22 protein-coding genes and 1 tRNA gene are annotated in these 24,048 nt (G+C 67.9%); 8 read left to right on the forward strand and 15 right to left on the reverse strand.

What is annotated here, in order from left to right; genetic code table 11:
* Window positions 1-141: 141 nt before the first annotated feature.
* The 4 genes from ACFVTM_RS10295 to mca all read right to left on the reverse strand — a co-directional run bounded on the left by ACFVTM_RS10295 (window position 142) and on the right by mca (window position 4,410).
* On the reverse strand, window positions 142-822 hold the full coding sequence (locus ACFVTM_RS10295; RefSeq protein ID WP_390203350.1) for an HAD family hydrolase: 681 nt from the start codon (window positions 820-822) through the stop codon (window positions 142-144).
* Window positions 819-3,062: a thioredoxin domain-containing protein gene (locus ACFVTM_RS10300; protein ID WP_390203352.1), complete on the reverse strand. Its 2,244-nt coding sequence runs from the start codon at window positions 3,060-3,062 to the stop codon at window positions 819-821. The genes ACFVTM_RS10295 and ACFVTM_RS10300 overlap by 4 nt, the downstream gene beginning before the upstream one ends.
* On the reverse strand, window positions 3,040-3,387 hold the full coding sequence (locus tag ACFVTM_RS10305) for a hypothetical protein (RefSeq protein ID WP_390203353.1): 348 nt from the start codon (window positions 3,385-3,387) through the stop codon (window positions 3,040-3,042). The genes ACFVTM_RS10300 and ACFVTM_RS10305 overlap by 23 nt, the downstream gene beginning before the upstream one ends.
* 117 nt (window positions 3,388-3,504) lie before the next feature.
* Entirely contained in the window at window positions 3,505-4,410 is a 906-nt protein-coding gene (gene mca / locus ACFVTM_RS10310) for a mycothiol conjugate amidase Mca (protein ID WP_390203354.1), read from the reverse strand.
* Window positions 4,411-4,518: 108 nt separating this feature from the next.
* Here mca and ACFVTM_RS10315 point away from each other — a divergent pair, with 108 nt between their 5' ends.
* Both ACFVTM_RS10315 and greA read left to right on the forward strand, forming a co-directional pair.
* On the forward strand, window positions 4,519-4,971 hold the full coding sequence (locus tag ACFVTM_RS10315; RefSeq protein WP_390203355.1) for a DUF4307 domain-containing protein: 453 nt from the start codon (window positions 4,519-4,521) through the stop codon (window positions 4,969-4,971).
* 218 nt (window positions 4,972-5,189) lie between these two features.
* Window positions 5,190-5,684, forward strand: coding sequence for a transcription elongation factor GreA (greA, locus tag ACFVTM_RS10320; RefSeq protein ID WP_390203356.1), 495 nt, complete (start codon window positions 5,190-5,192; stop codon window positions 5,682-5,684).
* Between the two features lie 145 nt (window positions 5,685-5,829).
* Here the strand turns inward: greA and ACFVTM_RS10325 are convergent, their stop codons facing one another.
* The 4 genes from ACFVTM_RS10325 to ACFVTM_RS10340 form a co-directional block, all read right to left on the reverse strand.
* The gene (locus ACFVTM_RS10325) at window positions 5,830-6,456 is read right to left on the reverse strand and encodes a rhomboid family intramembrane serine protease (RefSeq protein WP_390203357.1); all 627 of its coding nucleotides are present in this window, start codon (window positions 6,454-6,456) and stop codon (window positions 5,830-5,832) included.
* Window positions 6,457-6,461: 5 nt separating this feature from the next.
* Window positions 6,462-7,700, reverse strand: a complete 1,239-nt coding sequence (gene ilvA, locus ACFVTM_RS10330; RefSeq protein WP_390203358.1) for a threonine ammonia-lyase — start codon at window positions 7,698-7,700, stop codon at window positions 6,462-6,464.
* Between the two features lie 21 nt (window positions 7,701-7,721).
* Window positions 7,722-9,041 (reverse strand): AI-2E family transporter, encoded by a 1,320-nt coding sequence (locus ACFVTM_RS10335; protein ID WP_390203359.1) that lies wholly within the window; start codon window positions 9,039-9,041, stop codon window positions 7,722-7,724.
* A 183-nt stretch (window positions 9,042-9,224) separates the two neighbouring features.
* Entirely contained in the window at window positions 9,225-10,190 is a 966-nt protein-coding gene (locus tag ACFVTM_RS10340) for an aldose 1-epimerase family protein (protein WP_390203466.1), read from the reverse strand.
* A gap of 76 nt (window positions 10,191-10,266) precedes the next feature.
* Here ACFVTM_RS10340 and galK point away from each other — a divergent pair, with 76 nt between their 5' ends.
* Both galK and ACFVTM_RS10350 read left to right on the forward strand, forming a co-directional pair.
* Window positions 10,267-11,427, forward strand: a complete 1,161-nt coding sequence (gene galK / locus ACFVTM_RS10345; RefSeq protein WP_390203360.1) for a galactokinase — start codon at window positions 10,267-10,269, stop codon at window positions 11,425-11,427.
* Window positions 11,428-11,447: 20 nt separating this feature from the next.
* On the forward strand, window positions 11,448-12,686 hold the full coding sequence (locus ACFVTM_RS10350) for an acetyl-CoA C-acetyltransferase (RefSeq protein WP_390203361.1): 1,239 nt from the start codon (window positions 11,448-11,450) through the stop codon (window positions 12,684-12,686).
* A 112-nt stretch (window positions 12,687-12,798) separates the two neighbouring features.
* On the opposite strand, the gene ACFVTM_RS10355 is transcribed toward ACFVTM_RS10350, so the two are convergent.
* On the reverse strand, window positions 12,799-13,701 hold the full coding sequence (locus tag ACFVTM_RS10355) for a Bax inhibitor-1/YccA family protein (RefSeq protein ID WP_390203362.1): 903 nt from the start codon (window positions 13,699-13,701) through the stop codon (window positions 12,799-12,801).
* Window positions 13,702-13,852: 151 nt separating this feature from the next.
* Window positions 13,853-14,704, reverse strand: coding sequence for a hypothetical protein (locus tag ACFVTM_RS10360; protein ID WP_390203363.1), 852 nt, complete (start codon window positions 14,702-14,704; stop codon window positions 13,853-13,855).
* Between the two features lie 556 nt (window positions 14,705-15,260).
* Here ACFVTM_RS10360 and ACFVTM_RS10365 point away from each other — a divergent pair.
* The 4 genes from ACFVTM_RS10365 to ACFVTM_RS10380 are packed head-to-tail and all read left to right on the forward strand — an operon-like array spanning window position 15,261 to window position 19,401.
* Window positions 15,261-16,523, forward strand: coding sequence for a branched-chain amino acid ABC transporter permease (locus ACFVTM_RS10365; protein WP_390203364.1), 1,263 nt, complete (start codon window positions 15,261-15,263; stop codon window positions 16,521-16,523).
* A gap of 9 nt (window positions 16,524-16,532) precedes the next feature.
* On the forward strand, window positions 16,533-17,501 hold the full coding sequence (locus tag ACFVTM_RS10370; RefSeq protein ID WP_390203365.1) for a branched-chain amino acid ABC transporter permease: 969 nt from the start codon (window positions 16,533-16,535) through the stop codon (window positions 17,499-17,501).
* Window positions 17,498-18,631 carry an ABC transporter ATP-binding protein gene (locus ACFVTM_RS10375; protein ID WP_390203366.1) on the forward strand — a complete coding sequence of 378 codons (1,134 nt, stop codon included), beginning with the start codon at window positions 17,498-17,500 and terminating at the stop codon, window positions 18,629-18,631. The genes ACFVTM_RS10370 and ACFVTM_RS10375 overlap by 4 nt, the downstream gene beginning before the upstream one ends.
* Window positions 18,628-19,401: an ABC transporter ATP-binding protein gene (locus ACFVTM_RS10380; protein WP_390203367.1), complete on the forward strand. Its 774-nt coding sequence runs from the start codon at window positions 18,628-18,630 to the stop codon at window positions 19,399-19,401. The genes ACFVTM_RS10375 and ACFVTM_RS10380 overlap by 4 nt, the downstream gene beginning before the upstream one ends.
* Here the strand turns inward: ACFVTM_RS10380 and ACFVTM_RS10385 are convergent.
* From ACFVTM_RS10385 to ACFVTM_RS10405, 5 genes are all read right to left on the reverse strand, one after another.
* Window positions 19,398-19,637, reverse strand: coding sequence for a hypothetical protein (locus ACFVTM_RS10385; protein ID WP_390203368.1), 240 nt, complete (start codon window positions 19,635-19,637; stop codon window positions 19,398-19,400). The two genes, ACFVTM_RS10380 and ACFVTM_RS10385, sit on opposite strands and share 4 nt — an antisense overlap.
* A 167-nt stretch (window positions 19,638-19,804) precedes the next feature.
* Window positions 19,805-21,154, reverse strand: a complete 1,350-nt coding sequence (locus ACFVTM_RS10390; protein WP_390203369.1) for an ABC transporter substrate-binding protein — start codon at window positions 21,152-21,154, stop codon at window positions 19,805-19,807.
* A gap of 174 nt (window positions 21,155-21,328) precedes the next feature.
* Window positions 21,329-21,402 (reverse strand) — tRNA-Leu (locus ACFVTM_RS10395).
* A gap of 31 nt (window positions 21,403-21,433) precedes the next feature.
* A complete protein-coding gene (locus ACFVTM_RS10400) occupies window positions 21,434-22,378 on the reverse strand; it encodes an N-acetyltransferase (RefSeq protein ID WP_390203370.1) in 945 nt (314 codons plus the stop codon).
* A 160-nt stretch (window positions 22,379-22,538) separates the two neighbouring features.
* Complete coding sequence (locus ACFVTM_RS10405; protein WP_390203371.1) at window positions 22,539-24,029, reverse strand: NAD(P)/FAD-dependent oxidoreductase; 1,491 nt, start codon at window positions 24,027-24,029, stop codon at window positions 22,539-22,541.
* Window positions 24,030-24,048: the final 19 nt, after the last annotated feature.

A 24,048-nucleotide genomic window follows, 5' to 3' on the forward strand; every position in this document is an offset into this window, starting at 1 on the left:
GGCGACGGCGGGAATCACCGGCGGTTCGCCCTGACACGCCGGGGCGTCCGTGAAAGGTGGGGAATTTCCGACGGCGCGGGCCGGCGGGAGGCGGCCCGGGCCGGCGGGAGGCGGCCCGGGCCGGCGGGAGGCGGCCCGGCCTCAGGCGGGCGGCCCCGCCGCGATGAGCCCGGGCAGCTGCCGCATGTCGGAGAAGACGGTGGTCCCGGGGCCGGCCAATCGTTCGGCCGGCGTGACGCCTCCGGCATACGCGAAGACGTGCATGCCGGCGGCCCGGGCGGCCTGGACCCCGTAGGCACTGTCCTCGACGACGGCGCACCGCTCCGGCGCGGTGTTCAGGCTCGCGGCGGCGTGAAGAAACAAGTCGGGCGCGGGTTTGCCGTTGGCGACCTCCGTGGCGCTGTAGATCCGGCCCTGGAAGCGGTGCAGCAGCCCGGTCTCGCCCAAGGTGCGGCGCATCTTTTCGTGGCTGCCGCTGGAGGCGACACAGATGGAGGCGACACAGTGCGGCAGGGACAGCCGGTCCAGGGCTTCCTCTATGCCGTCGACCGCTTCGAGGTCACGCTCAAACGCTTCCTGGTACCAGCGCCCGTAGTCCCGGTCCCAGCCGTCGGCCAGCCGGATACCGAGCTGTTGTTCGATGGCGGCAACAAAGTGCGCCTCGGATTTTCCGACAAACCGTTCCACGATTTCGTTCAGTTCCAGTTCCCAGCCGAGATCGGCCAGCACCCGCTGGTCCACCCGGATGGCGATCACCTCGGAATCAACCAGCACGCCGTCGCAATCGAACACCACCAGCTCAAAACCGTCCTGACCTGTCATGAGGCCATCGTAGCCAGCCGCTCGCGCACTCCGTCGATGGAACCCGTGGGCAGGTCGCAGACCATGCCGCGGCACAGGAACACCTGCGGGGCGCCGTCCGGGCCTGCGCCCCGGCCGCGCAGCAGCGGCACTGGCCGGCCGGCGTCGTCGTCCTGGACCGCGACCACCAGCCCGGGGCTGGCCGAGAGCAACAGCGCCCGGTGCAGCGCGGCCCGTTCCGGTGTGTCCGGGCCGGTGACGGCGGCCTCGATGGGACCGGCGAGCGCGGCCTGGGCGGTCGCGAGCAGCCACCCGGCCGCGCGGGGCGCCCGGGCCGCAAGCGCGGGCACCAGCAGGGAGAGGATGTTGGCCGCCAGGGTGCGGTGTTCGGACGAGCCGGAGAGCGCTGCATGGGTCACCAGGGCACCGGCCAACGCGGCGGCGCCGCTGGGCGTGGCGCTGTCGAACGGGTCCATGCCGTCCCGGCCGCCCTGGGCGGCCGTGACCTGCGTGGACTCCCCCGCCGCGTCCTTCAGGTCTCCGTCGGCCGCGAACCGCCTGCAGGCGGCGTCCAGCATGGCCTCGGCCAGGTCATACGAGCGGGTGTGCCCGGTAACCCCGTAGAGCGCGAACAGCCCCTCGGCGCACAGGGCGTAGTCCTCCAGCAGGCCGCCGATTCCGCGCGCCACTCCGTCGTGGGAGACGCGCATGAGCCGGCCGGGGCCGTCCGCCGCGGGGCGCCAGTGCACGCGTTCGAGATAGGCCGCGATCCGTTCCGCGGCGTCAACGAGCTCCGGCCGCGCCAGGACGGCACCGGCGTCGGCGAGCGCCGCGACGGCCAGCCCGTTCCAGCCGGCCACTACCTTCTCGTCCCGGCCGGGCTGGGCCCGCCCGCCGCGCGCCTGCGCCAGCAGCGGACGCACCCGCTGCCACAGCGCGGCGTCTCCGCCGGTGATCTCCCGGCCCGGGTGCAGCGGCGAACCGCCGGCCTCAACGCTCCCGGGGGTGCGGACGTTCATGAGGTCGGCCACGGCGGCGCCGTCCGCCGGGCCCAGGAGCGCCTCCAGCTCGGCGGGGGTCCACAGGTAGGTGGCTCCCTCGGCGTGCACGCCGTCGACCACCGTATCGGCGTCGAGCGACGACGCCAGGGCCACGACGTCGGAATCCGGGCCTCCTTCGGGTGTCACCTGATTCGCCGCCAGCCCGAGGCGGGCCAGGAGCCAGTCGGCGGTGCGCCCGGCGATCCCTGCGGCCTCGTCCGCCGGGTACTCCGGGGTGCCGCCCAGCCGGACCCAGTGGACATAAACGCGCAGCAGCTGGGCGTTGTCGTAGAGCATTTTCTCGAAGTGCGGAACGGACCAGTCGCCGGTCACCGAATAGCGGGCGAAGCCGCCGTCGAGCTGGTCGAACAGCGCCGAGCGGGACATTGCCGCGAGGGTGCGCCCCGCCATGTCCCGGGCCGCGGCGGCGGTGTCCGGGACCGGCGTTTCCGGAACCTGGGTGGCCACGGTGTCCGGGTCCCGGGGAGCGGACGGTACGGCCGCGTGCCGGATCAGGAACTCGAGCACGGCCGAGGGCGGGAACTTCGGTGCGCCGCCGAAGCCGCCGCGGGCCTGGTCTTCGGAGTCGGACAGGGCGGCAACGGCTTCGCCAAGGAGCGCCGCGTCCAGGGGTTCGGGCGGCCCGTCGAGGCGGACGGCGGCGGCTGGCTGGGACGCGGCGATGCCGCGAGCCAGGGTGGAGGCGTTGGCTTCGACGCCGCCGCGGCGTTCCGTCCAGGCCTCGCTCACGGCTTCAAGGACCTGGCGGAAGGACGGACGGCCCGGCATGGGCCGGGGCGGGAAGTAGGTGCCGGCGTGGAAGGCGCGGCCATCGGGCAGGAGGAAGACGGACATCGGCCAGCCGCCTTCTCCGCTGATGGCCTGGGTGGCGGCCATGTAGACGGCGTCGACGTCCGGGCGTTCCTCCCGGTCCACCTTGACCGAGACAAAGTGGGCGTTCAGGTAGTCGGCGGTGTCCTGGTCCTCGAAGGATTCATGGGCCATGACGTGGCACCAGTGGCATGCCGCGTAGCCGATTGAGAGAAACACCGGCACGTCCCGGGCGGCCGCGGCGGCGAAGGCCGCGTCGCCGAACGGCTGCCAGTGCACGGGGTTGCCGGCGTGCTGGCGCAGGTACGCGGAAGGTTCCGCCGCCAGGGCGTTCGAGGCCCCGGACCGCGGGTCGGGGGGACCGCCGTCAGCGGCTTCCGGGTCCGGCATCGCCATTGACTTCCGGCCGGGAAACCCCGCCGTCGGCGGGGAACCCGGTGCCGTCCGCGGGGAGCGCGGTCCCAGTGCTTCCCGCGTCCTCGGCGTCGGCACGTTCGGCTTCCACACGCTCGGCTTCCACCTGGGCGCGGTAACGGACCCGGCGGATGCGCCGCACCATGTCCACGATCAGCAGCGCGGTCAGCACCACGATGAAGGCGGTCAGCAGAAAGCCCAGCAGACCCGGGGTGACCTGGTCCTCGGACAGGCCCGGTCGCAGCGACGGCGTGGGGGTCGGCGCCGGGGTTGTGGCCAGGGCGATGAGCAAGGAATGCACGTGAAAACCTTCTGTGGAAACTGGTGTCTTTTCTACGGCGTCTTTCCGACAGTGTCTTTTCGACAACGTCTTTTCAACAACGTCTTTTCTACGCCGGATAGAAGAGCCCTTTCGTCTCTATCTTAGCCCGGCAAAGACGTCCGTTTCGGGCAGGTCCGTCGGGATCCGGGACTCGATCAGGGAGTAGTCCTCCCACGGCCAGACCCTGCGCTGCATGGCCGCCGATACGGCGAAGAAGAATCCTTCCGGGTCCACCTGGGTGCGGTGCGAGCGGAGCGCGTCGTCCCGGGCTTCGAAGAAGTCCCCGCACTCGATCTGGGTGGTGGTGGGGTGTGTCGGCGGCGGCGGGGTGTGCCCCTCGGCGTCGGCTTCCAGCCACGCGGCCATCCGCTCGGCGTACGGTGACTGCAGGCCGGCCTCCTCCAGCGCGGTGTGCAGGGCGCGAAAGCGGTCCGGGCTGAATGCGCGGTCGTAGTAGAGCTTGCTGGGCTCCCAGGGTTCCCCGACGCCCGGGTACCGGGCGGGATCGCCGGCCACGGCGAAGGCCTCCACGGCCACCCGGTGGGCCATGATGTGGTCCGGGTGCGGATAGCCGCCATTCTCGTCATAGCTGAGGATCACGTGGGGTTTGAAGTCCCGGACCAGCCGGACCAGGGGCGCGGCCGCACGTTCCAGCGGCTGCAGGGCGAAGCACCCGGCCGGGAGGGCCGGCAGGGGGTCGCCCTCCGGCAGCCCGGAATCGACGAATCCAAGCCAGCGCTGCCGGATGCCGAGGACCTTGGCCGCGGCATCCATCTCGAGCCGCCGCGCCCCCGCCATGTCGCGCTTGGGCTGCGGCGCCGCCTCCATCGCGGGATTCTGGATGTCGCCGCGGGAGCCGTCGGTGCACGTGGCCACCAGGACGTCCACACCAGAGGCGGCATACATCGCCATCGTGGCGGCACCCTTGCTGGATTCGTCGTCGGGATGAGCATGGACCGCCAGCAGGCGAAGCGGTGCTGACGGGCTGGGGGATGCAGTCATCGTGGGACGGCTCCTCTTTCTGCTGTTCTGCTCTGGTGGGGTGGGGCGTGATCGGTGCGCTCAGCCGCCGCGGAAACATCGCGGTCCGATCCACACTAAACTGGACTGGTGACTTCCGAGGATCAGCCTGCCGCGCCGGCACCTACCAGCCTAGCCAATCGTTACGGCGGCCAAAAGCGCGCGCTGACCCGCAAGGGCAAGCGCAACATCCTGATTGCCGCCCTTGCCGTGGGCATTGCCTTCCTGGCCTGGGTTTCGACGTCGGCGGCCACCAACAGTGTCAGCTTCAAGGACGTCGGTTACAGCACCCCTGACGCCACGCTGACGGAAATAGATTTCCAGGTCACCAAGGACCCCGCCGCGGATGCGAAATGCGCTGTCAAGGCCATGGATTCCAAGTTCGCGATTGTCGGCTGGAAAGTCGTGGACATCGGGCCGAACGCGGCCGACGCCGGCACGGACGGCGGACGCACCACCGCCCACCGCACCCAATTGCGCACGGAGTCCCAGGCGGTCTCCGCCGTCGTGGACAGCTGCTGGATTCCCGCCACCGGGCAATAATCGGAGATAGCCACCGCACTCACCGGACAGTAGCCGCACTGAAGAAACCCGACAGCGGGCGGCAACACGGTGTGACCTGCACCGCAGTCCTCTTTGGTTTATCCACAGGATTGACTACAATGGATCAATACCTTTCCCCCGCTGAGCTGGTTACTGCGTCATAAAAGTGGCCACCGTGGCGGGGTCTTTGCTTGTATGACCACCCAAAGGAGAAGTCCGTGTCTACCACCAACAGCGCAACTGCGGCTTGGCTTACCCAGGAAGCTTTTGACCGCCTGAAGGCAGAGCTGGACCACCTTTCCGGCCCCGGCCGGGCAGAAATCGTCCAGAAGATCGAAGCCGCACGCCAGGAGGGCGACCTCAAGGAAAACGGCGGCTACCACGCGGCCAAGGAGGAGCAGGGCAAGATCGAGGCCCGCATCCGCCAGCTCACCGCACTTCTTCGCGACGCCCACGTCGGCGAGGCCCCGGCCGACGACGGCATTGTGGAGCCCGGCATGCTCGTCGTGGCCAAGATCGCAGGCGACGAGGAAACCTTCCTCCTCGGCTCACGCGAGATCGCCGGCGACTCGGACCTGGATGTCTTCAGCGAGAAGTCCCCCCTCGGCGCGGCCATCGTCGGCCACAAGGAGGGCGACAAGCTTAGCTACACCGCCCCGAACGGCAAGGACATCACGGTGGAGATCATCTCCGCCAAGCCGTACGCCGGCTGACCCAGCAGCACGCCCTGGCCTGTCAGGGAACACTTTCACGAAACAGCGACGCCGGGCTCCCCTTCGCGGGGAGGCCGGCGTCGTGTTTTCCGCCTGTTTGCCGGGGCCGCTTTGGCGGGCCGCGTGGCCGGGTCTTCCCGGCGGGTCAGCGTCCGGCCGGCAGCGACCGCGGGCGCCGGGTGCTCAGCAGCAGCGCAGCTGCGACGCCGCCGATCGCCCCGCCCAGATGGGCCTGCCACGAGACGAAGCTTGCCACGGTGGGCAGCATGCCGAACAGGATGCCGCCGTAGGCCATGAACAGCACCAGGGACAGCACGATCTGCCACCAGTTCCGGTTAATGAAGCCGCGGACCAGGAGGAACGCAAAGAGGCCGAACACCAGGCCGGAGGCGCCCACCGTGACGCTGGTGCCGCCGATGAACCACACCACCAGCCCGGACGCCAGCCAACTGGCGGCCAGGGCGGTGATGAAGACCCGCCGCCCGGACAGGAACACCAGGAACCCGAAAATGATCAGAGGGAGCGTGTTGGACATCAGGTGGGCCAGGCTGGAGTGCAGCAGCGGAAACGTCAGGATGTCCAGGATCCCGTCCAGGCTGCGCGGCCGCAGCCCGAAGGTGCGGTTCAGGGAATGGAACATGGCGGTGTTGATGATCTCGATCAGGTAGAGCAGCACCACGAAGGAGCCCACCACGAGCAGCCCCCGGCGGGCCCGTACCGCCGTGCTGTCCCCCACTTGCTGCGGTCCGCCCGGGGACGCGTCCGTCACCATGGCCCCTAGTGCACCACGATCGGCTGGAAACCCTCGGCCCGCAGCGCCGCGAGGACCTGGCTGCAGTGTTCGTGGCCCTTGGTTTCCAGGTTGACGGTGATGGAGACGTCGCCCATGCTGATGGAGCCGCCCACCCGGGTGTGGTCCAGGCCCGTGACGTTGGCGTCGTTTTCGGCGATGATGCGGGCGATCGTGGCCAGCGAGCCCGGACGGTCATCGAGCATCATCCGCACGGTCATGTAGCGGCCGGCGGCGGAGAGGCCGCGCTGGATCACCTTGAGCATCAGCATGGGGTCGATGTTGCCGCCGGAGAGGACCACCGCCACGGTTCCGGGGTTTTCGATCTTGCCTTCCATGAGCGCCGCGACGCCGACGGCTCCGGCCGGTTCCACCACCATCTTGGCGCGCTCCAGCAGGAAGATCAGCGCCCGGGCCAGGGCGTCTTCGCTGACGGTGACGACGTCGTCGACCAGCTCACGGATGATGCTGAACGGCAGCTGCCCGGGCCGGCCGACGGCGATGCCGTCCGCCATGGTGGAGACCTTCTTCAGCGGGACGAGGGCGTCCGCGGCGAGCGAGGGCGGGTAGGCGGCAGCGTTCTCGGCCTGGACGCCGATGATGCGGATGTCGCGGCCCAACTCCTTGGCCCGCGCCTTCACGGCGACGGCAACGCCTGCCAGGAGGCCGCCGCCGCCGACGCCCATGAGGATGGTGTCGACGTCGGGGACCTGCTCCAGGATTTCCAGCCCCACTGTCCCCTGGCCGGCGACGACGTCGACGTCGTCGAAGGGGTGGACAAAGACGGCACCGCTTTCGTCGGCGTAGCGCTTGGCCTCAGCCAGCGCCTCGTCCACGTTGTGGCCGTGCAGCACCACCTCGGCGCCGTGGCTGCGGGTGGCCGCGAGCTTGGGCAACGCGACGCCGAGCGGCATGTAGATCCGGGCCTTGATGCCCAGGCTCTTGGCGGCGACGGCAACGCCCTGGGCGTGGTTTCCGGCGGAGGCCGCCACCACGCCGCGCTTCTTTTCGGCGTCGGAGAGCTTGGCCATCCGGACGTAGGCGCCGCGGACCTTGAAGGAGCCGGCGCGCTGCAGGTTTTCGCATTTCAGGAACACCTCGCCGCCCACCGTGCCGCCGAGGGCCCGCGAGGATTCCACGGGTGTCCGCGTAATAATCCCGTCGAGCAGCTTCTGCGCCTCCAGGACAGCGTCCAGCGTGACGGGCAGGCTCTCAAGGGTATTCACGAACTGTTCTCCTTCTTCGGATCAGGCGTCGGTGCCCCGTCCGGCATCGCTGCCCGGAGCACCGCTGGTGGGTGCGGCGCCCTCGCGGCCGGGGGTTCCGCCCGGCAGGTGGACGTCTGTGAAGGTGGTGTCGGCGCCGGGTCCGGGGGCAGGGCTGCCCTCGGGTCCCGCGGTTGCCAGCACTTCATCATGTTCCCACGTTCTGCCGGCAATGTAGCGAATCGACGAGTTTGCTACGGCGAGGATCGGCACGGAGAACAGCGCACCGGGGATTCCGGCCAGGTAGGAGCCCGCCGCGACGGACAGGATGACGGCCACCGGGTGAAGGGACACGGCCTTGCCCATGACGAGCGGCTGCAGGATGTGGCTTTCGAGCTGCTGGACGCCGAGGACGATCGCGAGCATGATCAGGGCGTTGACCGGACCGTTGGCGACGAGTGCCAGCAGCACCGCGATGGCGCCCGTGACCAGCGCGCCGACCACCGGGATGAAGGAACCGAGGAAGACCAGCACGCCCAGCGGCAGCGCGAGTGGCGCGCCAATGATGGCGGCGCCGACGCCGATTCCCACGGCGTCCACGAACGCGACGAACATTTGGATGCGTGCGTAGCTGACCATGGACGCCCAGCCACGGCGGCCGGCACCGTCTGTGGCACGGCGTGCCTTCCGGGGCATGAGCCTGACCAGGAAGGCCCAGATCCTGTCCCCCTCGAGCAGGAAGAAGATCAGCACGAACAGCGCCAGGACCAGGCCGGCGGCGAAGTGCCCGGCGGAGCTCCCGAACGTCAGGGCCCCGCTGAGGATGCTGCTGCTGTTGTTCTGCAGCGCTGCGGTGGCGTCCTGGATGTACTTGTCGATCTGGGCGGCGGTCAGGTGGAGCGGGCCTTCCGACAGCCAGGTCTGGACCTGCTGCACGCCCTCGAGCGCCTGGGACCACAGCTCGCCGAAGCCCTGCGTGAGCTGGCGCCCGACCAAGGTCAGGGCGCCGACGATGATGCCGATGAAGCCGAGCACGGTGATGGCGACGGCGAGCCCCTTGGGCACTCTGCGGTTGGCCATCCAGCGCACCGCAGGGCTGAGGAGTCCTGAGAGGAGCGCTGCCACCATGACCGGGATGATGAGGAAGCTGACGTGGCTGAGCAGCCAGACCAGGCCGCCGACCACGAGCAGGATGAGTCCGGCGCGCCACGCCCAGGCGGCGGCGATCCGCACACCGTAGGGAATGTCCTGGTCGATCTCCCGGTCAGTGCGTATCCGGCCCGCGGCACGTGCACCGGCCCCGGCCGCGGCCGCGGAATAGGTGGGGCTTGCGGTGGGTGCGGCGTCCTCAGCTGGCGTCATAGCCCCATAATTCCGCAGCGGGCGGTTAATAGGAAACCAGCAACCAGCAACCAGCAACCGGCAACCAGCAACCAGCAACCAGCAACCAGCAACCGGCAACCAGCTACCGGCAACCAACTACCGGCAACCGGCAACCGGCCCGGGGTCAGCCGGGCTGCCGAGCTCCGGGGTCGGCCTTCGTCGTCAGGCCGCGGTGGCCGTCAGCGAGGCGGAGATGCCCCATGTCATGGAGAACTGCTCCCCCGGTGCCAGCCAGCGCAGTCCCTCGCCGCTGTTGAACGCGTTGGCGGGCCCGGTCATCGGCTCGATCGCGACCGCCTTCGCCCGGCCGGGAAATTCCGTCGTCACGAAGACATGGACGTAGCCGCAGCCCGCGTCCTGCCACAGGCTCACCGTGCGACCGTCCGGTGCGCGCAGGGTGTGCCGGGCGACGCCGCCGTCGAAGGCCAGGTCCGTGTAGGCCGAATCGAGGTCCATGGTCCCCACCAGCCGGCCGCCGCGCAGGTCGAACTCGCCGCCCACCGGCTCGGTGCTCCGCGGGATGAGGCGGTCATCGGCCACCAGCCGGGTCCGGGCGTCCACGCTTACCGTGAGGTCCTCGCTGGGCACCTCGCCCAGCCGCAGGTACGGGTGCGCGCCGAGGACAAAGGGCGCAGGGTCCTGGGAGTCGTTGATCAGGGTCTGGCGCACGGCCAGCCCCTGGTCCTCCGCCAGCTCGTAGCGGACCCGGTGCCGCAGCAGGAAGGGGTAGCCGTGCTGCGGGAAGACGGCCGCTTCCAGGGTCACGGAGAACTCGTCCTCGTCCACCAGTTCGTAGGAGGAGTTCCGCAACAGCCCGTGGCTGGCGTTGTTGCGGGAGACCTCGGTGATGTCGAGCTGCAGCTTCTTGCCGTTGAGGTACCAGACGCCGTCCTCCACGCGGTTGGCCCACGGTGCCAGCGTGATGCCGGTGGCGCCGGGCGGAATCTCGGCGTCGCCATAGGTCTCCGTCAGGGCCGTGCCGCCGCGGCTGTAGAGGCGCAGGCCGGCGGCGAGTTCGGTGACGATGGCCAAGGCGTCGCCGCGCCGGATTTCGTACTGCCGCCCGGAGGCATACCGGCGCAGGGTGTCGTCGGGGCGGGCTGCCGCAGGTGTCGCTGAGAGGTCCATGGTGACCACCGTACAGACCAGCCCGGCAACCCGTATACCTTGGTTCCATGACTTCCAGCAGCGCAGGAGCCAGGCCATGAACCCTTCCCTGGACAGCAGCGGGCTCGCCGCCCGGTTTGAGTCGGTCTTCGGCGCCCGGCCCGACGGCGTGTGGCGGGCACCGGGACGCGTCAACCTCATTGGCGAGCACACGGACTACAACGAGGGCTTCGTGCTGCCCTTCGCGATCGACCGCTCAGCCCGGGTGGCGGTCAGGGTCCGGCCTGATTCCGCCGTGCGCATGCTCTCCACTTTTGGGAACCAGGGGCTGACCTCGGCGGACACCGGCTCCCTGGCCCGCGCCAGCGCCCGGGGCTGGACCAAGTACCCGCTGGGGGTCATCTGGGCCCTCCAGCAGCAGGGCCTGCCGGTACCCGGCGTGGACCTGCTCCTGGATTCCGATGTTCCCCGCGGCGCCGGCCTGTCCTCCTCCCACGCCATTGAATGCGCCGTGATTACCGCGCTGAACGAACTCATGGCCGCCGGCCTCTCCGCGCAGGACATGGTCCTGGCCACCCAGCGCGCGGAGAACGACTTCGTCGGCGCACCCACCGGCATCATGGACCAGTCCGCTTCGCTCCGGGCTGCGGCCGGCCATGCCGTCTTCCTCGACTGCCGGGACCAGAGCGTCCGGCTGGTGCCGTTCGACGCCGCCGCCGCAGGTCTGGTGCTTCTGGTCATCGACACCCGGGTGTCGCATTCCCACGCCGACGGCGGGTACGCGGCCCGGCGGGAATCGTGCGAGCTCGCCGCCGAGGTGCTCGGCGTGGGGGCGCTGCGCGACGTCGGGTTCGAGGACCTTGAGGAGGCCAGCGGGCTCCTGGACCCGGAGACGTTCCGGCGCGCCCGCCACGTGGTCACCGAGAACGACCGCGTGCTGCAGACGGTGGAGCTGCTGGAGACCCTGGGCCCGGGCGCGATCGGCCCCCTGCTGGACGCGTCCCACGCCTCGATGCGGGATGACTTCGAGATCTCCTGCGCCGAACTGGACCTCGCCGTCGACACGGCGCGGGCGGCGGGCGCGATCGGCGCCCGCATGACCGGCGGCGGCTTCGGCGGCTCAGCCATCGCGCTCACCCCGGCGGCTTCGGCTCAGCAGGTGACTTCCGCCGTCGAACAGGCCTTCTCCCGGGCCGGGTACGCCGCGCCGGAGATCTTCAGCGTCAGTCCCGCTGCAGGGGCGATGCGGCTGGCATAGCCGGGGCGTAGTCTGGGCGCATGCCAGAAGCCGTCATCGTTTCCACCGCCAGAAGCCCTATCGGGCGCGCGTTCAAGGGGTCGCTGAAAGACGTGCGGCCGGACGATCTGGCCGCCGCGATGGTCACGGCGGCCCTCGCCGGGATCCCGGCGTTCGACGCTGCCGCCGGGCCGGGCCGCGGCCTGGACGACATCTACCTGGGGTGCGCCGAGCCCAGCGGCGAGGCCGGCTCCAACATGGCCCGCGTGGTCAGCATCCTGGCCGGGCTGGACGACGTTCCGGCCGCCACCATCAACCGCTTCTGTGCCTCCAGCCTGCAGACGCTCCGGATGGCCTTCCACGCCATAAAAGCCGGCGAAGGGCACGCGTTCGTCGCCGCCGGCGTGGAGGCGGTCTCCCGCTACCGGGACTGGGCCGGCGCGGGCGAGACCGACGCCAGCACCCACAACCCGCGGTTCGAGGCCGCCCGGAAACGCACCGAGGCCCGGGCCGCCTCCAACACGCCGTGGACCGACCCGCGCCTGGGCGACCGGATGCCGGACGTCTACATCGCCATGGGCCAGACGGCGGAGAACGTCGCCACAAGCTACGGCATCGGCCGCGCCGAGCAGGACGCCTGGGCCGTGCTCAGCCAGAACCGGGCCGAGGCGGCCATCGCCTCCGGGTTCTACGCCCGCGAAATCACGCCCTACACCCGCGCCGACGGTTCCGTGGTGGACCGCGACGATTCACCGCGGTCCGGCGTGACCGCCGAGGCCGTCGGCGCGCTGCAGCCGGTCTTCCGCAGCGGTGGCACCGTGACAGCCGGGAACGCGTGCCCCCTCAATGACGGTGCCGCCGCCGTCGTGGTCATGAGTGACGTCCGCGCCGGCGAGCTGGGCCTTGAGCCTCTTGCCCGGATCGTTTCCACCGGGGTCAGCGCCCTGTCCCCGGAGCTGATGGGCATGGGCCCGGTGGAAGCGACCCGCCGGGCGCTCACGCTCGCCGGGCTGGGTATCCGCGACATCGACCTCGTGGAGCTCAACGAAGCGTTCGCCGTCCAGGTGGTGGCCAGCGCAAGGGAGCTAGGCATTGATCCGGAGAGGCTCAACGTCCACGGCGGCGCCATCGCCCTCGGCCACCCCTTCGGCATGACGGGCGCACGCATGACCACCACCCTGCTCAACGGGCTCCGCGCCCGCGACGCCTCCCTGGGCCTGGCCACGCTGTGCGTCGGCGGCGGCCAGGGCATGGCGGTGGTGCTGGAGCGGCTCAGCTGATGGTTTGTATTTGAGGGTTTGCTGCGGGCGGCAGCAGCTGGCGCAAACGCGAGGAGCCCCGCCGTTGGGCGGGGCTCCTCGTTGTATCCAGGGTGAACAGGTACGACGGCGGTCAGTCGTCGCCGCGGAGGATGGCCAGCAGTCGGATGATTTCGACGTAGAGCCAGACCAGCGTGACCGTGAGGCCGAAGGCTGCGGTCCAGGAGAAGCGCTGTGGGGCGCCGGCGCTGATGGCCGCTTCGATGCTGGTGAAGTCCATGATCAAGGAGAAGGCGGCCAGGCCGATCGCCAGGATACCGATGAAGACGCCGAGCGGGATACCCATGATCGTCACGCCGGTGCTCAGGCCGAACGGAGTGGTCACGGCCCCGGTCATCATCATGAACATGTTGACGAGCGCGAACACCGCATAGCCGATCAGGGCGATCATGAAGAACCGCATGAGTTTGGGTGTCGCCCGGACCTTGCCGCTCTTGAACAGCACCAGCGTCACAGCGAAGACGGATAGTGTCCCCACGACGGCCTGGATGCCGACGCCCGGGTACAAGTTGTCGAGGATGCGGGTCAGGCCGCCGAGGAAGAAACCTTCGAGCAGGGCGTAGGCCAGGATCAGTCCGGGCGAGGGCTGCTTCTTGAAGGTGTTGACCATGGCGAGGGCGAAGCCGCCGAGGGCGCCGAGGATCATCAGCATGGATCCGGTGCCCTGCGGGACGGCGAGCGCCACCGCGGCGCCGACAATCAGGATGCCGAGGCACCCGGCAGTCTTGACGATGACGTCGTCGTACGTCATCCGGCCGATGTCGGCCGGGCCGGCCGCCGGACGGTTGTACAGGTCCTGGAGCTGGTCCTGGGTCATGCCCTGCTGCGCGGAACTCCACGCGCCCTGGGCACCCGCGGCCTGGCCGTAGGGGTTCTGGCCGTAGTTCTGGCCGTAGGGGGCCTGCGGGGCAGGCGGGGCCTGGGTGGCTTCGCGGAAATTCTTTCCGCTGAAGATCGGGTTTCCGCCAGTTGCCATTGCGGGTGTCCTCCAAGGTTTAGGGTGTGGGTGATGAACCGGTGCGAAACGGACTACACGAAAAGGGAATTTATATAGTCACGCTACCAATTCCCACGGCCAGCGGGGAGGGATAGTTCCCCGCAGGGGCCGCCGCAACCGAACCGTGACCTTAGGCCAACAAGCCTGCCTGCCCGTCGCCACGGAAGTCGTCGAACCGCTTTGACGGGTCCACCTTCGGCTCCGGGAGTGGTCCGGGAACCGGCGCGGGCGTTCCCGTGCCGCTGTTGACGATGACGTCGTCGATGTAGATGTCGCCCATTTGCTGATCGTGCTCGGAGCCCAACTGCAGCGTGTCGACCGTCGTCGCGGAAATACTGACCGTGCCCGCATAGACGGAACGGCCATCCCACCAGATTTGGACGGTGGTCCCGGAACCGTTCGGGACCACATGCATGACCAGCCGGTGCCAGGAGTCGGTGGGGACATCCTTCCTCAACGTGGTGTAGGCGAACCCTGCCGGTGACGACGTTCGGAGCACCAGCTCATGGGAGATGTTCTGCCGGAACACATCCATGACGCGGACGCCGCGGGAAAAGAACCGGAAGTAGGGAACATTGTTCCCCTCCATTCCCTCAGCAGCGATGTTGAACCATCCGTCCGCATACGCCTCGGTGGCCCCAGGGGTCAGGCGCACGGTCAGCCTCGCGAGGGAGCCGGGGGTAGCGGTGGTATGCAGGAGGGCAGCGCAGTTTCCTGAGTGCGACAGACCGGGGGACGCCGAGGCATAACCCGTTCCGGAGGTGGAGACGTCGAACCCGTCCAGGGTGCCCGCCTCGAAGTTGGAGGCTGCGGCCATGATCCCCGGGTATGGGTCGGTGACTGGCGTCGTCGACGGAACGCAGGCCTGCGCCCCGGCAGTCTCGGGTCCGAGGCTGAGCGCCGGGATACCCAGGATCGCCAGCACAAGCGATCCCGCGAGGCACAGCTTCACCGCCCGGTTCATCAGTCGGCCCTCCACCATCGGCCCTGCTACTGGCGCCGGCCCGGGTCCTGGGCTCCGTCTTCCTTGGGAACTGGACATCCGGGGATGGACTTTCGGGGCTGGCGCTCTTCGCACCATAACGCCGGAGGACTTGGAAAAAGCTTGAAATTGCCGGTGCCGCACGCCGGACGGGACACACCCCGCAGGCGGCACCAGCCCCTTGCCGGCCCCGCGAAACGGGGCCCGGATCGGGCACTGTTTAGGCATACTCTGAATCAACAAAAGTTTTCTTTAGCTGGGCTACATTATGATGCCCGTGCGACTACACAGTTGTTACCCGATCGCGACGTTCTGCCTGCTCGCGGCGGCATTCTTTGGCTCGCCCGCGCGGTAGCATAGGCCACACAGGGTGACGGACATCACAACAAATGATCGTATTGCAAGGCACCCGTCCCCTGACCGTTCGCAACGGTTGCAAAGGCGCAACCCACAGCACCCCCATGTGGAGGTTTTCAATTTGAGAAGCACAACGAGCGGCCTGTCGCAGAGACGGCGCGGCAGACTACTGAGGGCTGTGGGGGCAGTATTTGCCGCCATGGCTGCGCTACTGCTCATCGTTGCCCCGGCGTCCAGCGCCGCGACCCCGTCGCCGACACCATCCCCGTCGGCCACCCAGTTCACCAACAGCATCAGCGGCTTCCTGCGCGGCGACGACCGCGCACCGATTCCCGGCGTAACCATCACTGCCACAAGCGGCGATTTCACCGGAACCACCAAATCGGGACCCAACGGCGCCTGGACCATCGGCGTCCCCACGCAGGGGACCTACGAGATCAAGCTCGACGAATCCACGCTTCCCCAGGGCATCAAGCTGGCCGAGGGCCAGGAGAACCCCCGCAAGGTGACCTTCAGCCAGACCTCAAACCTCTCGGTGATCTTCGCTTTTGGCAAGGGAATCGTGGTGGCGGAGCAGAACTTCGGGCAGAACCTGCTCAACCGGCTGGTGGCCGGATTGAGCTTCGGCCTGCTGCTTGCCCTCGCGGCCGTGGGCCTGTCCCTGATCTTCGGCACCACCGGCCTGACGAACTTCGCCCACGGTGAAATGGTCACGCTGGGCGCGGTGCTGGTGTTCATGCTGAACGGCATGCACCTGCCGTTCTGGCTGTCCGTCATCCTGGCCGTGATCGGCGGCGGATTGTTCGGCTACGTCCAGGATGCTGGCCTGTGGAAACCGCTGCGGCGCCGCGGGACCGGGCTTGTCCCGATGATGATCGTCAGCATTGGCCTCGCCCTGTCCGTGCGCTACATCATCCAGTTCTATTTCGGCGGCGCCACCCAGCAGCTGCCGTTCGCCCAGAGCGTGGAAATCTTGATCGGCCCGATCTCAATCTCCCCCAACAACCTTTTGTCCCTGATCATCAGCGCCATCGTGATCGCCGCCCTCGGCGTCGTCCTGCTCAAGACCCGTCTCGGCAAGGCCACCCGCGCCGTGGCCGACAACCCGGCACTCGCCGCAGCCTCCGGCATCGACGTCGACTTCGTCATCCGGATCGTCTGGGTGGTCGGCGGCATGCTGGCCGCTCTGGGCGGCATTCTCTGGGCCTACTACCGGCCCGGCGTCACCTTCGACATGGGCTCGCAGATCCTGCTGCTCATCTTCGCCAGTGTCACCTTGGGCGGCCTCGGCACGGTCTGGGGCGCCTTGGTCGGCTCGATCATCGTCGGCATCTTCGTTGAGCTGACCACCGTGTTCGGCCTCGCGGCTGACCTCAAGTACGTGGGAGCGTTGTTCATCATGATTGTTGTCCTCTTGTTCCGCCCTCAGGGCATTCTGGGTCGCCGCGAGCGCGTGGGTTAGGAGACAGCCATGGATTTCGGATTCATTCTTTCCAGCGCCGCCGGCGAATTGTTCAGCCCGACGACGGCTGCCTACGCCCTGGCCACCCTCGGCCTCGCGGTCCACTTCGGTTACACGGGCCTGCTCAACTTCGGCCAGGCAGGCTTCATGGCAGTGGGGGCCTACGGCTTCGCCATTTCCACCTTGACGTTCAAGGTGCCGTTCTTCGTCGGCCTGCTGATCGCCGTTGTCTGTTCCGCCATTTTCGCCCTGCTGCTCGGTATCCCGACTCTGCGGCTTCGGGCGGACTACTTGGCAATCGTGACCATCGCGGCGGCGGAAATCGTCCGCTACATCGTCACCACCAACCAGCTGACCGCCATCACGGGTTCGGCCAACGGCCTGGCTGCCTTCGAGGGCGATTTCTATGCCATGAACCCCTTCCCGCCAGGGACCTACATCGGCATGAACAACCGTGACTTCTTCATCCGGGTGGTTGCCTGGACAGTCGTGGCCCTGTTCTGCGTCATCGTCTGGCTGCTGATGCGCAGCCCCTGGGGCCGTGTCCTCAAGGGCATCCGCGAGGACGAGAACGCCGTCCGCTCGCTCGGCAAGAACGTGTACTCCTACAAGATGCAGTCCCTCATCATCGGTGGCGTGCTCGGCGCCCTGGCGGGCATGATCTTCACGCTTCCCCGCGGCGCGGTCCAGCCGGCCAACTACGGCACTGAACTGACGTTCTTCCTCTACACCTGCCTGCTGCTCGGAGGCCTCGGAACGGTGCTTGGCCCGGTAATTGGTGCAATGATTTTCTGGGTGGTGCTTTCGCTGACCCAGGGCATCCTGTACGGCCTGATCGAGTCCGGCACCATCACGTGGCTGAACACGGTCCAGGCCGGGCAGCTGCGTTACATCCTGGTCGGCGTGGCGCTCATGCTCCTGATGATCTTCAGGCCCCAGGGCGTCCTCGGCAATAAGAAGGAGCTGGCATTCGCATGAGCATTCCAAGCGAAGAGTCCCGTGGCGAACCCCGCACGTCGGAAGAAATCGACTACATGACAGACACCCGTCCCATCGCCGTGGGCGAGGCCGCACCCGGCTGCAAGAAGCGCGATCCGATCGTCGTGGCGGAGAACGTCACCCGCAGCTTCGGCGGCATCAACGCCGTCGACGTACAGTACCTCGAGATCCCGCGGCACAAGATCACGGCGCTGATTGGCCCCAACGGCGCCGGCAAGACCACCCTGTTCAACCTCCTCACGGGATTCGATACCCCGAACTCGGGCACCTGGCAGTTCGAAGGCCAAAGCATCGCCGGCGTCTCCTCCTACAAGGTCGCGCGGATGGGCATGGTGCGCACCTTCCAGCTCACCAAGGTCATGGGCAAGCTGACCGTGATGGAGAACATGCGTCTCGGTGCCTCCAACCAGTCCGGCGAGCGGCTCGTCAAGGCCCTATTCAAGGGCATCTGGGGCGGCCAGGAAAAGAAGATAACCGAAGAAGCCAACGTGCTGCTGGAGAAATTCAAGCTGGACGCCAAGAAGGACGACTACGCGGCCTCGCTCTCCGGTGGCCAGCGGAAGCTGCTTGAAATGGCGCGATCGCTCATGGTCCGGCCCAAGCTCGTGATGCTCGATGAGCCGATGGCCGGCGTGAACCCGGCACTGACGCAGTCGCTCCTGGACCACATCAAGAACCTCAAGTCCGAGGGGATGACGGTCCTGTTCGTCGAGCACGACATGCACATGGTCCGGCACATTGCCGACTGGGTGGTCGTGATGGCCGAGGGCAAGATCGTGGCCGAGGGGCCTCCTGCCCAGGTCATGAAGAACCCCGCCGTGATCGACGCCTACCTCGGCGCCCACCACGACGTCGATCTTGGCGATTCCGAGGGCATCAAGGAACTGGCCGCGGAACTGGTCGCCGACGAGGAATCGATTGTCGGTACGGAAAACGCCGGCATCATCTCCGCCGATGTCCTGGAGGCCGAAGCGCAGGAACCGGAGACTAACGGGTCGGCGCGCGGCCGACGCAGCGCCGAGGGGCCGAACAGCACAGAGGGGCCGAACAGCACAGAGGGGCCGAACAGCACAGAGGGGCCGAACAGCACAGAGAAGGACACAGAATGAGCGCCACCAGCGCGGCACCGGCCGCCCAGCCCGCCTTCGACGGCGACTCGGTCGTCAAGGTCACCGATCTGGTGGCCGGGTACATCCCCGGCGTCAACATCCTCAACGGCTGCAGCATCGAGGCCCGCAAGGGCGAGCTCATCGGCATCATCGGCCCCAACGGCGCCGGCAAGTCCACGCTGCTGAAAGCCATGTTCGGCCTGGTCAAAGTCCATTCCGGTTCGGTGGTGGTCCGCGGCCAGGACATCACCGGTCTCAAGGCTAACAAGCTGGTCAGCCGCGGCGTGGGCTTCGTGCCGCAGACCAACAACGTGTTTGCGGCCCTGACCATCGAGGAAAACCTGCAGATGGGCATGTTCCAGCGTCCCAAGGATTTCGCGGAGAGGTTTGACTTCGTCGCCAGCCTCTTCCCCGAACTCGGCAAGCGGCGCGCCCAGCGGGCAGGCTCGCTTTCCGGCGGCGAGCGCCAGATGGTGGCCATGGGACGGGCCCTCATGATGGATCCGGCCGTGCTGCTGCTCGACGAGCCGTCGGCCGGCCTCTCTCCGGTCAAGCAGGATGAGACGTTCCTGCGGGTCCACGAGATCAACCGGGCCGGCGTCTCCGTCATCATGGTGGAGCAGAACGCGCGCCGCTGCCTGCAGATCTGCGACCGCGGCTACGTCTTGGACCAGGGGAAGGACGCGTACACGGGCACCGGCCGGGAACTCATGAAGGATCCCAAGGTCATCCAGCTCTACCTGGGAACTCTCGCCGACACCGTCGACTAGGGCATCCCCCAGCACCTCGAAGTATCCCGCACAGGGGCCGTCACCACCCGGTGGCGGCCCCTCTGTTTGCCCGGCGCCGCCGGCGGCGTCGCCTCGGTGCCGTCCGGGCGCCTCCGCAGCCACAGGACGACGACGGCGTCACGCAGCGCCGCCTCGGTGCCGTCCGGGCGCCTCCGCAGCCACCGCACCCACAGGACGACGACGGCGTCACGCAGCGCAGAGTTATGGGCGGGCACGCAGCGGGCTAAGCCGGGTTTCCGGCGTCGGGCTGTCCGATGCCGGCCAAAAGCCTGCTCTGCGTGACGGCTGGGCCCGCCGTTACGCTCCTCCCCACTCCCCCGCAGGCACAAAAGACCCCCGTCCTTCAAGGACGGGGGTCTTTTGGTTGTCGGTGGGAAGCGGCTTACAGCTTGCCGAATTCTTCCTTGACCGCCTTGTAGGTGTTGTCATCCTGGTACTCGTAGATGCCGATGTAGGCTTCCGTCGGGTCGCCGGCGTCGGAGAACGTTACGGGGCCGGACTGGCCGTCATAGTCGATGTCCTTGCCGTTGCGGAGCAGGGTGACGCAGCTCGGGAAGGTGTTGCACTTCTCGCCGCCCTCAGAGACTGCCTTGAGCTGGGCCGCGATGTCGGTTCCCTTGGTGCTCTTGGCCGCCTCGGCAGCCAGGGCGATCAGGTTCACGGCGTCGTAGGATTCGCCCGCGTAGCTGTAGTCCTTCAGCGCCGGGTCGATCGCCAGGAGCTTCTTCTTGAAGTCATCCTTGGCGAAGGTGCCCGGGATGGTGCCCTGGGCGCCCTTCAGGGTCCCCGGCTGGAAGTCCTTGCTGTAGTCGGACATGTTGCCGTCCACCATGAAGATCTGGTTGGGCTTGACGCCCTTGCCCGTCATCAGCGGGACGATGCTCTTGGCCTGGTCGAAGGTGACCAGGGCAATGGCGTCCGGCTTGGCGGCGAGGACCTTGTCCACCTGGCTGCTGAACTGGGAGTCGCCCTCATTGAAGAGCTCCTGGGCAACAACCTTGCCGCCGGCTGCCTCGAAAGCGGCCTGGATGTTCTTTGCAAGGCCGGTTCCGTAGGCGTCGTTCAGGACGATCATGCCGACCGTCTGGGCGCCACAGGTGGCCATGTAGTTGCCGAGGACCTTGCCCTGGAGCACGTCCGAGGGGGCGGTGCGCCAGTAGAGGCCCTTGTCATCCCACGCGGTGAAGTCCGGCGAGGTGTTGGCCGGGGAGAACTGGACGACGCCGGCACCGGTGATCTGGTTGATCACGGTCTTGGAGACTCCCGAGGAGGCGGCACCGATGATTGCGCCGACACCCTGTCCGAGCAGTGATGTGGTGGACTGGGTGGCGATGTCGGTTTTGGTGTCACCGGAGTCGCGGTGGATAACCTCGACCGGCTTGCCCAGGACGCCGCCGGCGTCGTTGACTTCCTTGATGCCGAGGTTAACACCGGCAATTTCGGGCGGGCCGAGGAATGCCAGGGAACCCGTCGTCGGCAGGAGCGAGCCGATCTTCAGGGGCGTGGGGGTGGTGGTGGCCGAAGCGGGCACACTGCCCGTCTCGCCGGCAGCGCTGGTGCCTGCGCCGGTGGCGCTGGGTGCCGGGCACGCGATGCCAGCGGGCGCGGCTGAGCTGGATCCCGTCGAACTCGGGGCGGGTGAACCGCCACAAGCCGTAGCCAGAAGGGCGACGCCGAGGCTAAGCACTGTGAGCTTAGCGACGCGGGGCGCAACCCGGGGGAGTGAAGTCATGTACAAGCTCCTCGATCTAAAGGTGCGAACGGCCTTTGACGCGAAAGATCAGGTGTTCCTGATTCCACTTCAAGCTAATGCAATTTCGACGTGAAAATAAGTGACTACGGTCACATCCTTATAACACTCGTTGCATAGAGGAAATCTGGACGGTTCCTTGACCGTCCAACACTGTGCCCCAGGTGGGACTCGAACCCACAACACGCGGATTTTAAGTCCGCTGCCTCTGCCAATTGGGCTACTGGGGCGCCCGGTCAATGGTATCCCGCGCGGGCGGGATCAGCCCGAGAACGGGCCAGCGTAGCGGAACGTGCCGCTGACGCCGCCGGGCCAGACGGCGAGCGGAAGCAATTGGAAGTACGCACCCCAGCCGGCCTCCGGCGGGGCGACCCCGAGCGAGGTTGACGGAACAAAGCCGAAGCGGGAGTAATACTCGGGGCTGCCCAGCAGTGCGATCCCCCGCTCCCCCGCCGCGTTCGCCCGCGCCACGGTCTCGTTCATCAGCGCGGTGCCGATGCTGTGGCGCTGAAGCCGCGGCGCAACCCCGATCGGGCCAAGCCCGAGCAGTTCCAGCTCGCCCGCCCATCCCCGGGTGCTGATCACATGCCCCACGATTTCGCCGTCGAGTTCGGCAACGATGCTGAACTCCGGCAGGTATTCCGCGCACTCGAACAACCGGGCGAGCAGCTTTACTTCCTCAGGTTCGCCGTCGACGTGTTGCCCGGTGACGGGCGAGATGGCAAACGCGGCGGCCGTGAGGGCGAGGATGGCGGGGCGGTCCGCCGGCTCCTCGCTGCGCAGCACGAGTTCCGGGGCCGGCTTGTGCTCCCCGTTGGCGGCGACGAGTTCGTGCAGTATCTCGAGCGCCCGCTCGGCGTCCGCCACCGGCACCAGCAGATGGTCATGGTGGAAGCCCGCCAGGACGTTGCAGCTGATCTTCGCCTCCGTCAGGGCGGCGCTGACGGCCGCCGTCAGGCCGATCGCCTCCAGCGAGGAGTGCACCTGCAGCGTGATCCAGGCAGCGACGAAGTCGTAGGAGAGACCCAGGCTGTCCGCTTCGGCCCGCGGAAGCACGACGGTCAGGCCTTCCGCCTCGCGGACGGCCGCCGCGATCGCTCCGGCCAGGGGTTTGCCGTGCGGCCACAGGGCGTAGACGTACTCGCCGTCCCGCAGGTCGGGGCGCATGGTGGCCAGGAGGGTGTGCAGGTCCTTTTCAGCTGTCATGGAGCCAGTCTAGGCGCGGGTCCTGCGCACCGGCCCGTTTCCGATGCCCCTACCCGTTCCCGACGCACCGGCCCGTTCCCAACGCCCCTGCCCCGGCCCACAACGAAAACGGCGGCCGCTCCCCTGAGGGGAACGGCCGCCGTCGAAAGCTTCGGTCTGGCTACTTGGAGTCGGCCGGAACAGCTTCCTTTGCATCGTTCTTGGCAGCATCGTTCTTCGCCGCGTCGTTCTTGGCGGCGTCCGCCGTGCCGGCAACAGGAGCCGGGGCAGCGGCGGGCTTCGGGGCCGGCGTCGCTGCGGCCACGAAGGCGCCGCGGGGGTTGTCCAGATCCATCAGCTGCGTGGTGTCGCGGCCCAGGAAGAAGGCCCAGAGCCAGCCGGAGATGACGCGAATCTTGCGCTCCACGGTGGGGATGGCCATGCCGTGGTAGCCACGGTGCGCCAGCCAGGCCAGCGGGCCCTTGAGGCCGATGCGGCCAACCAGGTTGATGTTCGCGACGCCCTTCCATTCGCCGAAGCCGGCGACGGCGCCCAGGTTCTTGTGCTTGTAGTCCTTGAGCGGCTTGTTCCAGCGGGAGGCCCACAGGTTCTTGGCCAGGCGCTTGGACTGGCGCAGCGCGTGCTGGGCGTTCGGCACGCAGGTGCCATCCGGCAGGCCGCTGCCGGAGAGGTCGGGGACGGCGGCGATGTCGCCGGCAGCCCAGGCGTTCTCGACGATGCCCTCGTCGCCTGCGATGCGGAGGTCGGCCAGGACCCGGACGCGTCCGCGCGGCTCGAGCGGGAAGTCGGTGGAACGGACCATCGGGTTGGCCTGCACACCGGCAGTCCAGACCAGGGTGTCAGTCTCGAATTCCTGGGCCGGGCTCTTGTCCGGGAGGTTAATGAGCTTCAGGGAGCCCTCGGCGTTGTCGAGGGAGGTGTTCAGCAGGACCTCGATGCCGCGGCTGCGGAGGTGCTCCACGACCCATTCGGCCTGCGGGGCCGTGACCTCGGGCATGATGCGGCCCATGGCCTCGACCAGGACGAAGCGGACTTCCTCCTGCTTGATGCGGGGGTTGTTCTTGACCGCGGCGCGGGCGAGGTCTTCCATTTCGGTGATGCACTCGATGCCGGCGAAGCCGCCGCCGACGACGACGAACGTCAGGGCGCGGGCGCGCTCAGCGGGATCCGTCATGAGCGAGCCGGTTTCGATGCGCTCGAGGACCTTGTTGCGCAGGGCAACGGCCTCTTCGATGGTCTTCAGGCCGATGCCCTTGTCCGCGAGGCCCTTGATCGGGAACGTGCGGGTGATGGCGCCAGCGGCCATGACGACGTCGAAGTAGGGAACCTCGAAAGTGTCGCCGCCGTTGGAGGGAGCGACCACTGCCGTGCGGTTGGCGTGGTCGATCGAGGTGACACGGCCCTGGATAAGTTCCGTCTGCTTCAGGTGCTGGCGGTGCGAGACGACCGCGTGGCGCGCCTCGATGTTGCCGCCGGCAACTTCCGGCAGGAAGGGCTGGTAGGTCATGTAGGGCAGCGGATCGACGAGGGTGACGATGCCACCTGCATTCGCGATCTTTTTCTGAAGTTTGAGGGCTACATACAGGCCGACGTACCCGCCGCCGACGACGAGTACCCGGGGACGGTCCTGGAGCTGAAGGGAGGATGCCATGCGTCAAGAATACAGTAGT

Source organism: Arthrobacter sp. NPDC058130 (assembly GCF_042884475.1).
Lineage (GTDB): Bacteria > Actinomycetota > Actinomycetes > Actinomycetales > Micrococcaceae > Arthrobacter.

Coding starts and splice junctions, on each gene's coding strand:
- ACFVTM_RS10295 (WP_390203350.1), bottom strand. CDS start 822: ATGACAGGTCAGGACGGTTTTGAGCTGGTGGTGTTCGATTGCGACGGC.
- ACFVTM_RS10300 (WP_390203352.1), bottom strand. CDS start 3,062: ATGCCGGACCCGGAAGCCGCTGACGGCGGTCCCCCCGACCCGCGGTCC.
- mca (WP_390203354.1), bottom strand. CDS start 4,410: ATGACTGCATCCCCCAGCCCGTCAGCACCGCTTCGCCTGCTGGCGGTC.
- ACFVTM_RS10325 (WP_390203357.1), bottom strand. CDS start 6,456: ATGGTGACGGACGCGTCCCCGGGCGGACCGCAGCAAGTGGGGGACAGC.
- ACFVTM_RS10335 (WP_390203359.1), bottom strand. CDS start 9,041: ATGACGCCAGCTGAGGACGCCGCACCCACCGCAAGCCCCACCTATTCC.
- ACFVTM_RS10340 (WP_390203466.1), bottom strand. CDS start 10,190: ATGGACCTCTCAGCGACACCTGCGGCAGCCCGCCCCGACGACACCCTG.
- galK (WP_390203360.1), top strand. CDS start 10,267: ATGAACCCTTCCCTGGACAGCAGCGGGCTCGCCGCCCGGTTTGAGTCG.
- ACFVTM_RS10350 (WP_390203361.1), top strand. CDS start 11,448: ATGCCAGAAGCCGTCATCGTTTCCACCGCCAGAAGCCCTATCGGGCGC.
- ACFVTM_RS10355 (WP_390203362.1), bottom strand. CDS start 13,701: ATGGCAACTGGCGGAAACCCGATCTTCAGCGGAAAGAATTTCCGCGAA.
- ACFVTM_RS10360 (WP_390203363.1), bottom strand. CDS start 14,704: ATGGTGGAGGGCCGACTGATGAACCGGGCGGTGAAGCTGTGCCTCGCG.
- ACFVTM_RS10365 (WP_390203364.1), top strand. CDS start 15,261: ATGGCTGCGCTACTGCTCATCGTTGCCCCGGCGTCCAGCGCCGCGACC.
- ACFVTM_RS10370 (WP_390203365.1), top strand. CDS start 16,533: ATGGATTTCGGATTCATTCTTTCCAGCGCCGCCGGCGAATTGTTCAGC.
- ACFVTM_RS10375 (WP_390203366.1), top strand. CDS start 17,498: ATGAGCATTCCAAGCGAAGAGTCCCGTGGCGAACCCCGCACGTCGGAA.
- ACFVTM_RS10380 (WP_390203367.1), top strand. CDS start 18,628: ATGAGCGCCACCAGCGCGGCACCGGCCGCCCAGCCCGCCTTCGACGGC.
- ACFVTM_RS10390 (WP_390203369.1), bottom strand. CDS start 21,154: ATGACTTCACTCCCCCGGGTTGCGCCCCGCGTCGCTAAGCTCACAGTG.
- ACFVTM_RS10400 (WP_390203370.1), bottom strand. CDS start 22,378: ATGACAGCTGAAAAGGACCTGCACACCCTCCTGGCCACCATGCGCCCC.
- ACFVTM_RS10405 (WP_390203371.1), bottom strand. CDS start 24,029: ATGGCATCCTCCCTTCAGCTCCAGGACCGTCCCCGGGTACTCGTCGTC.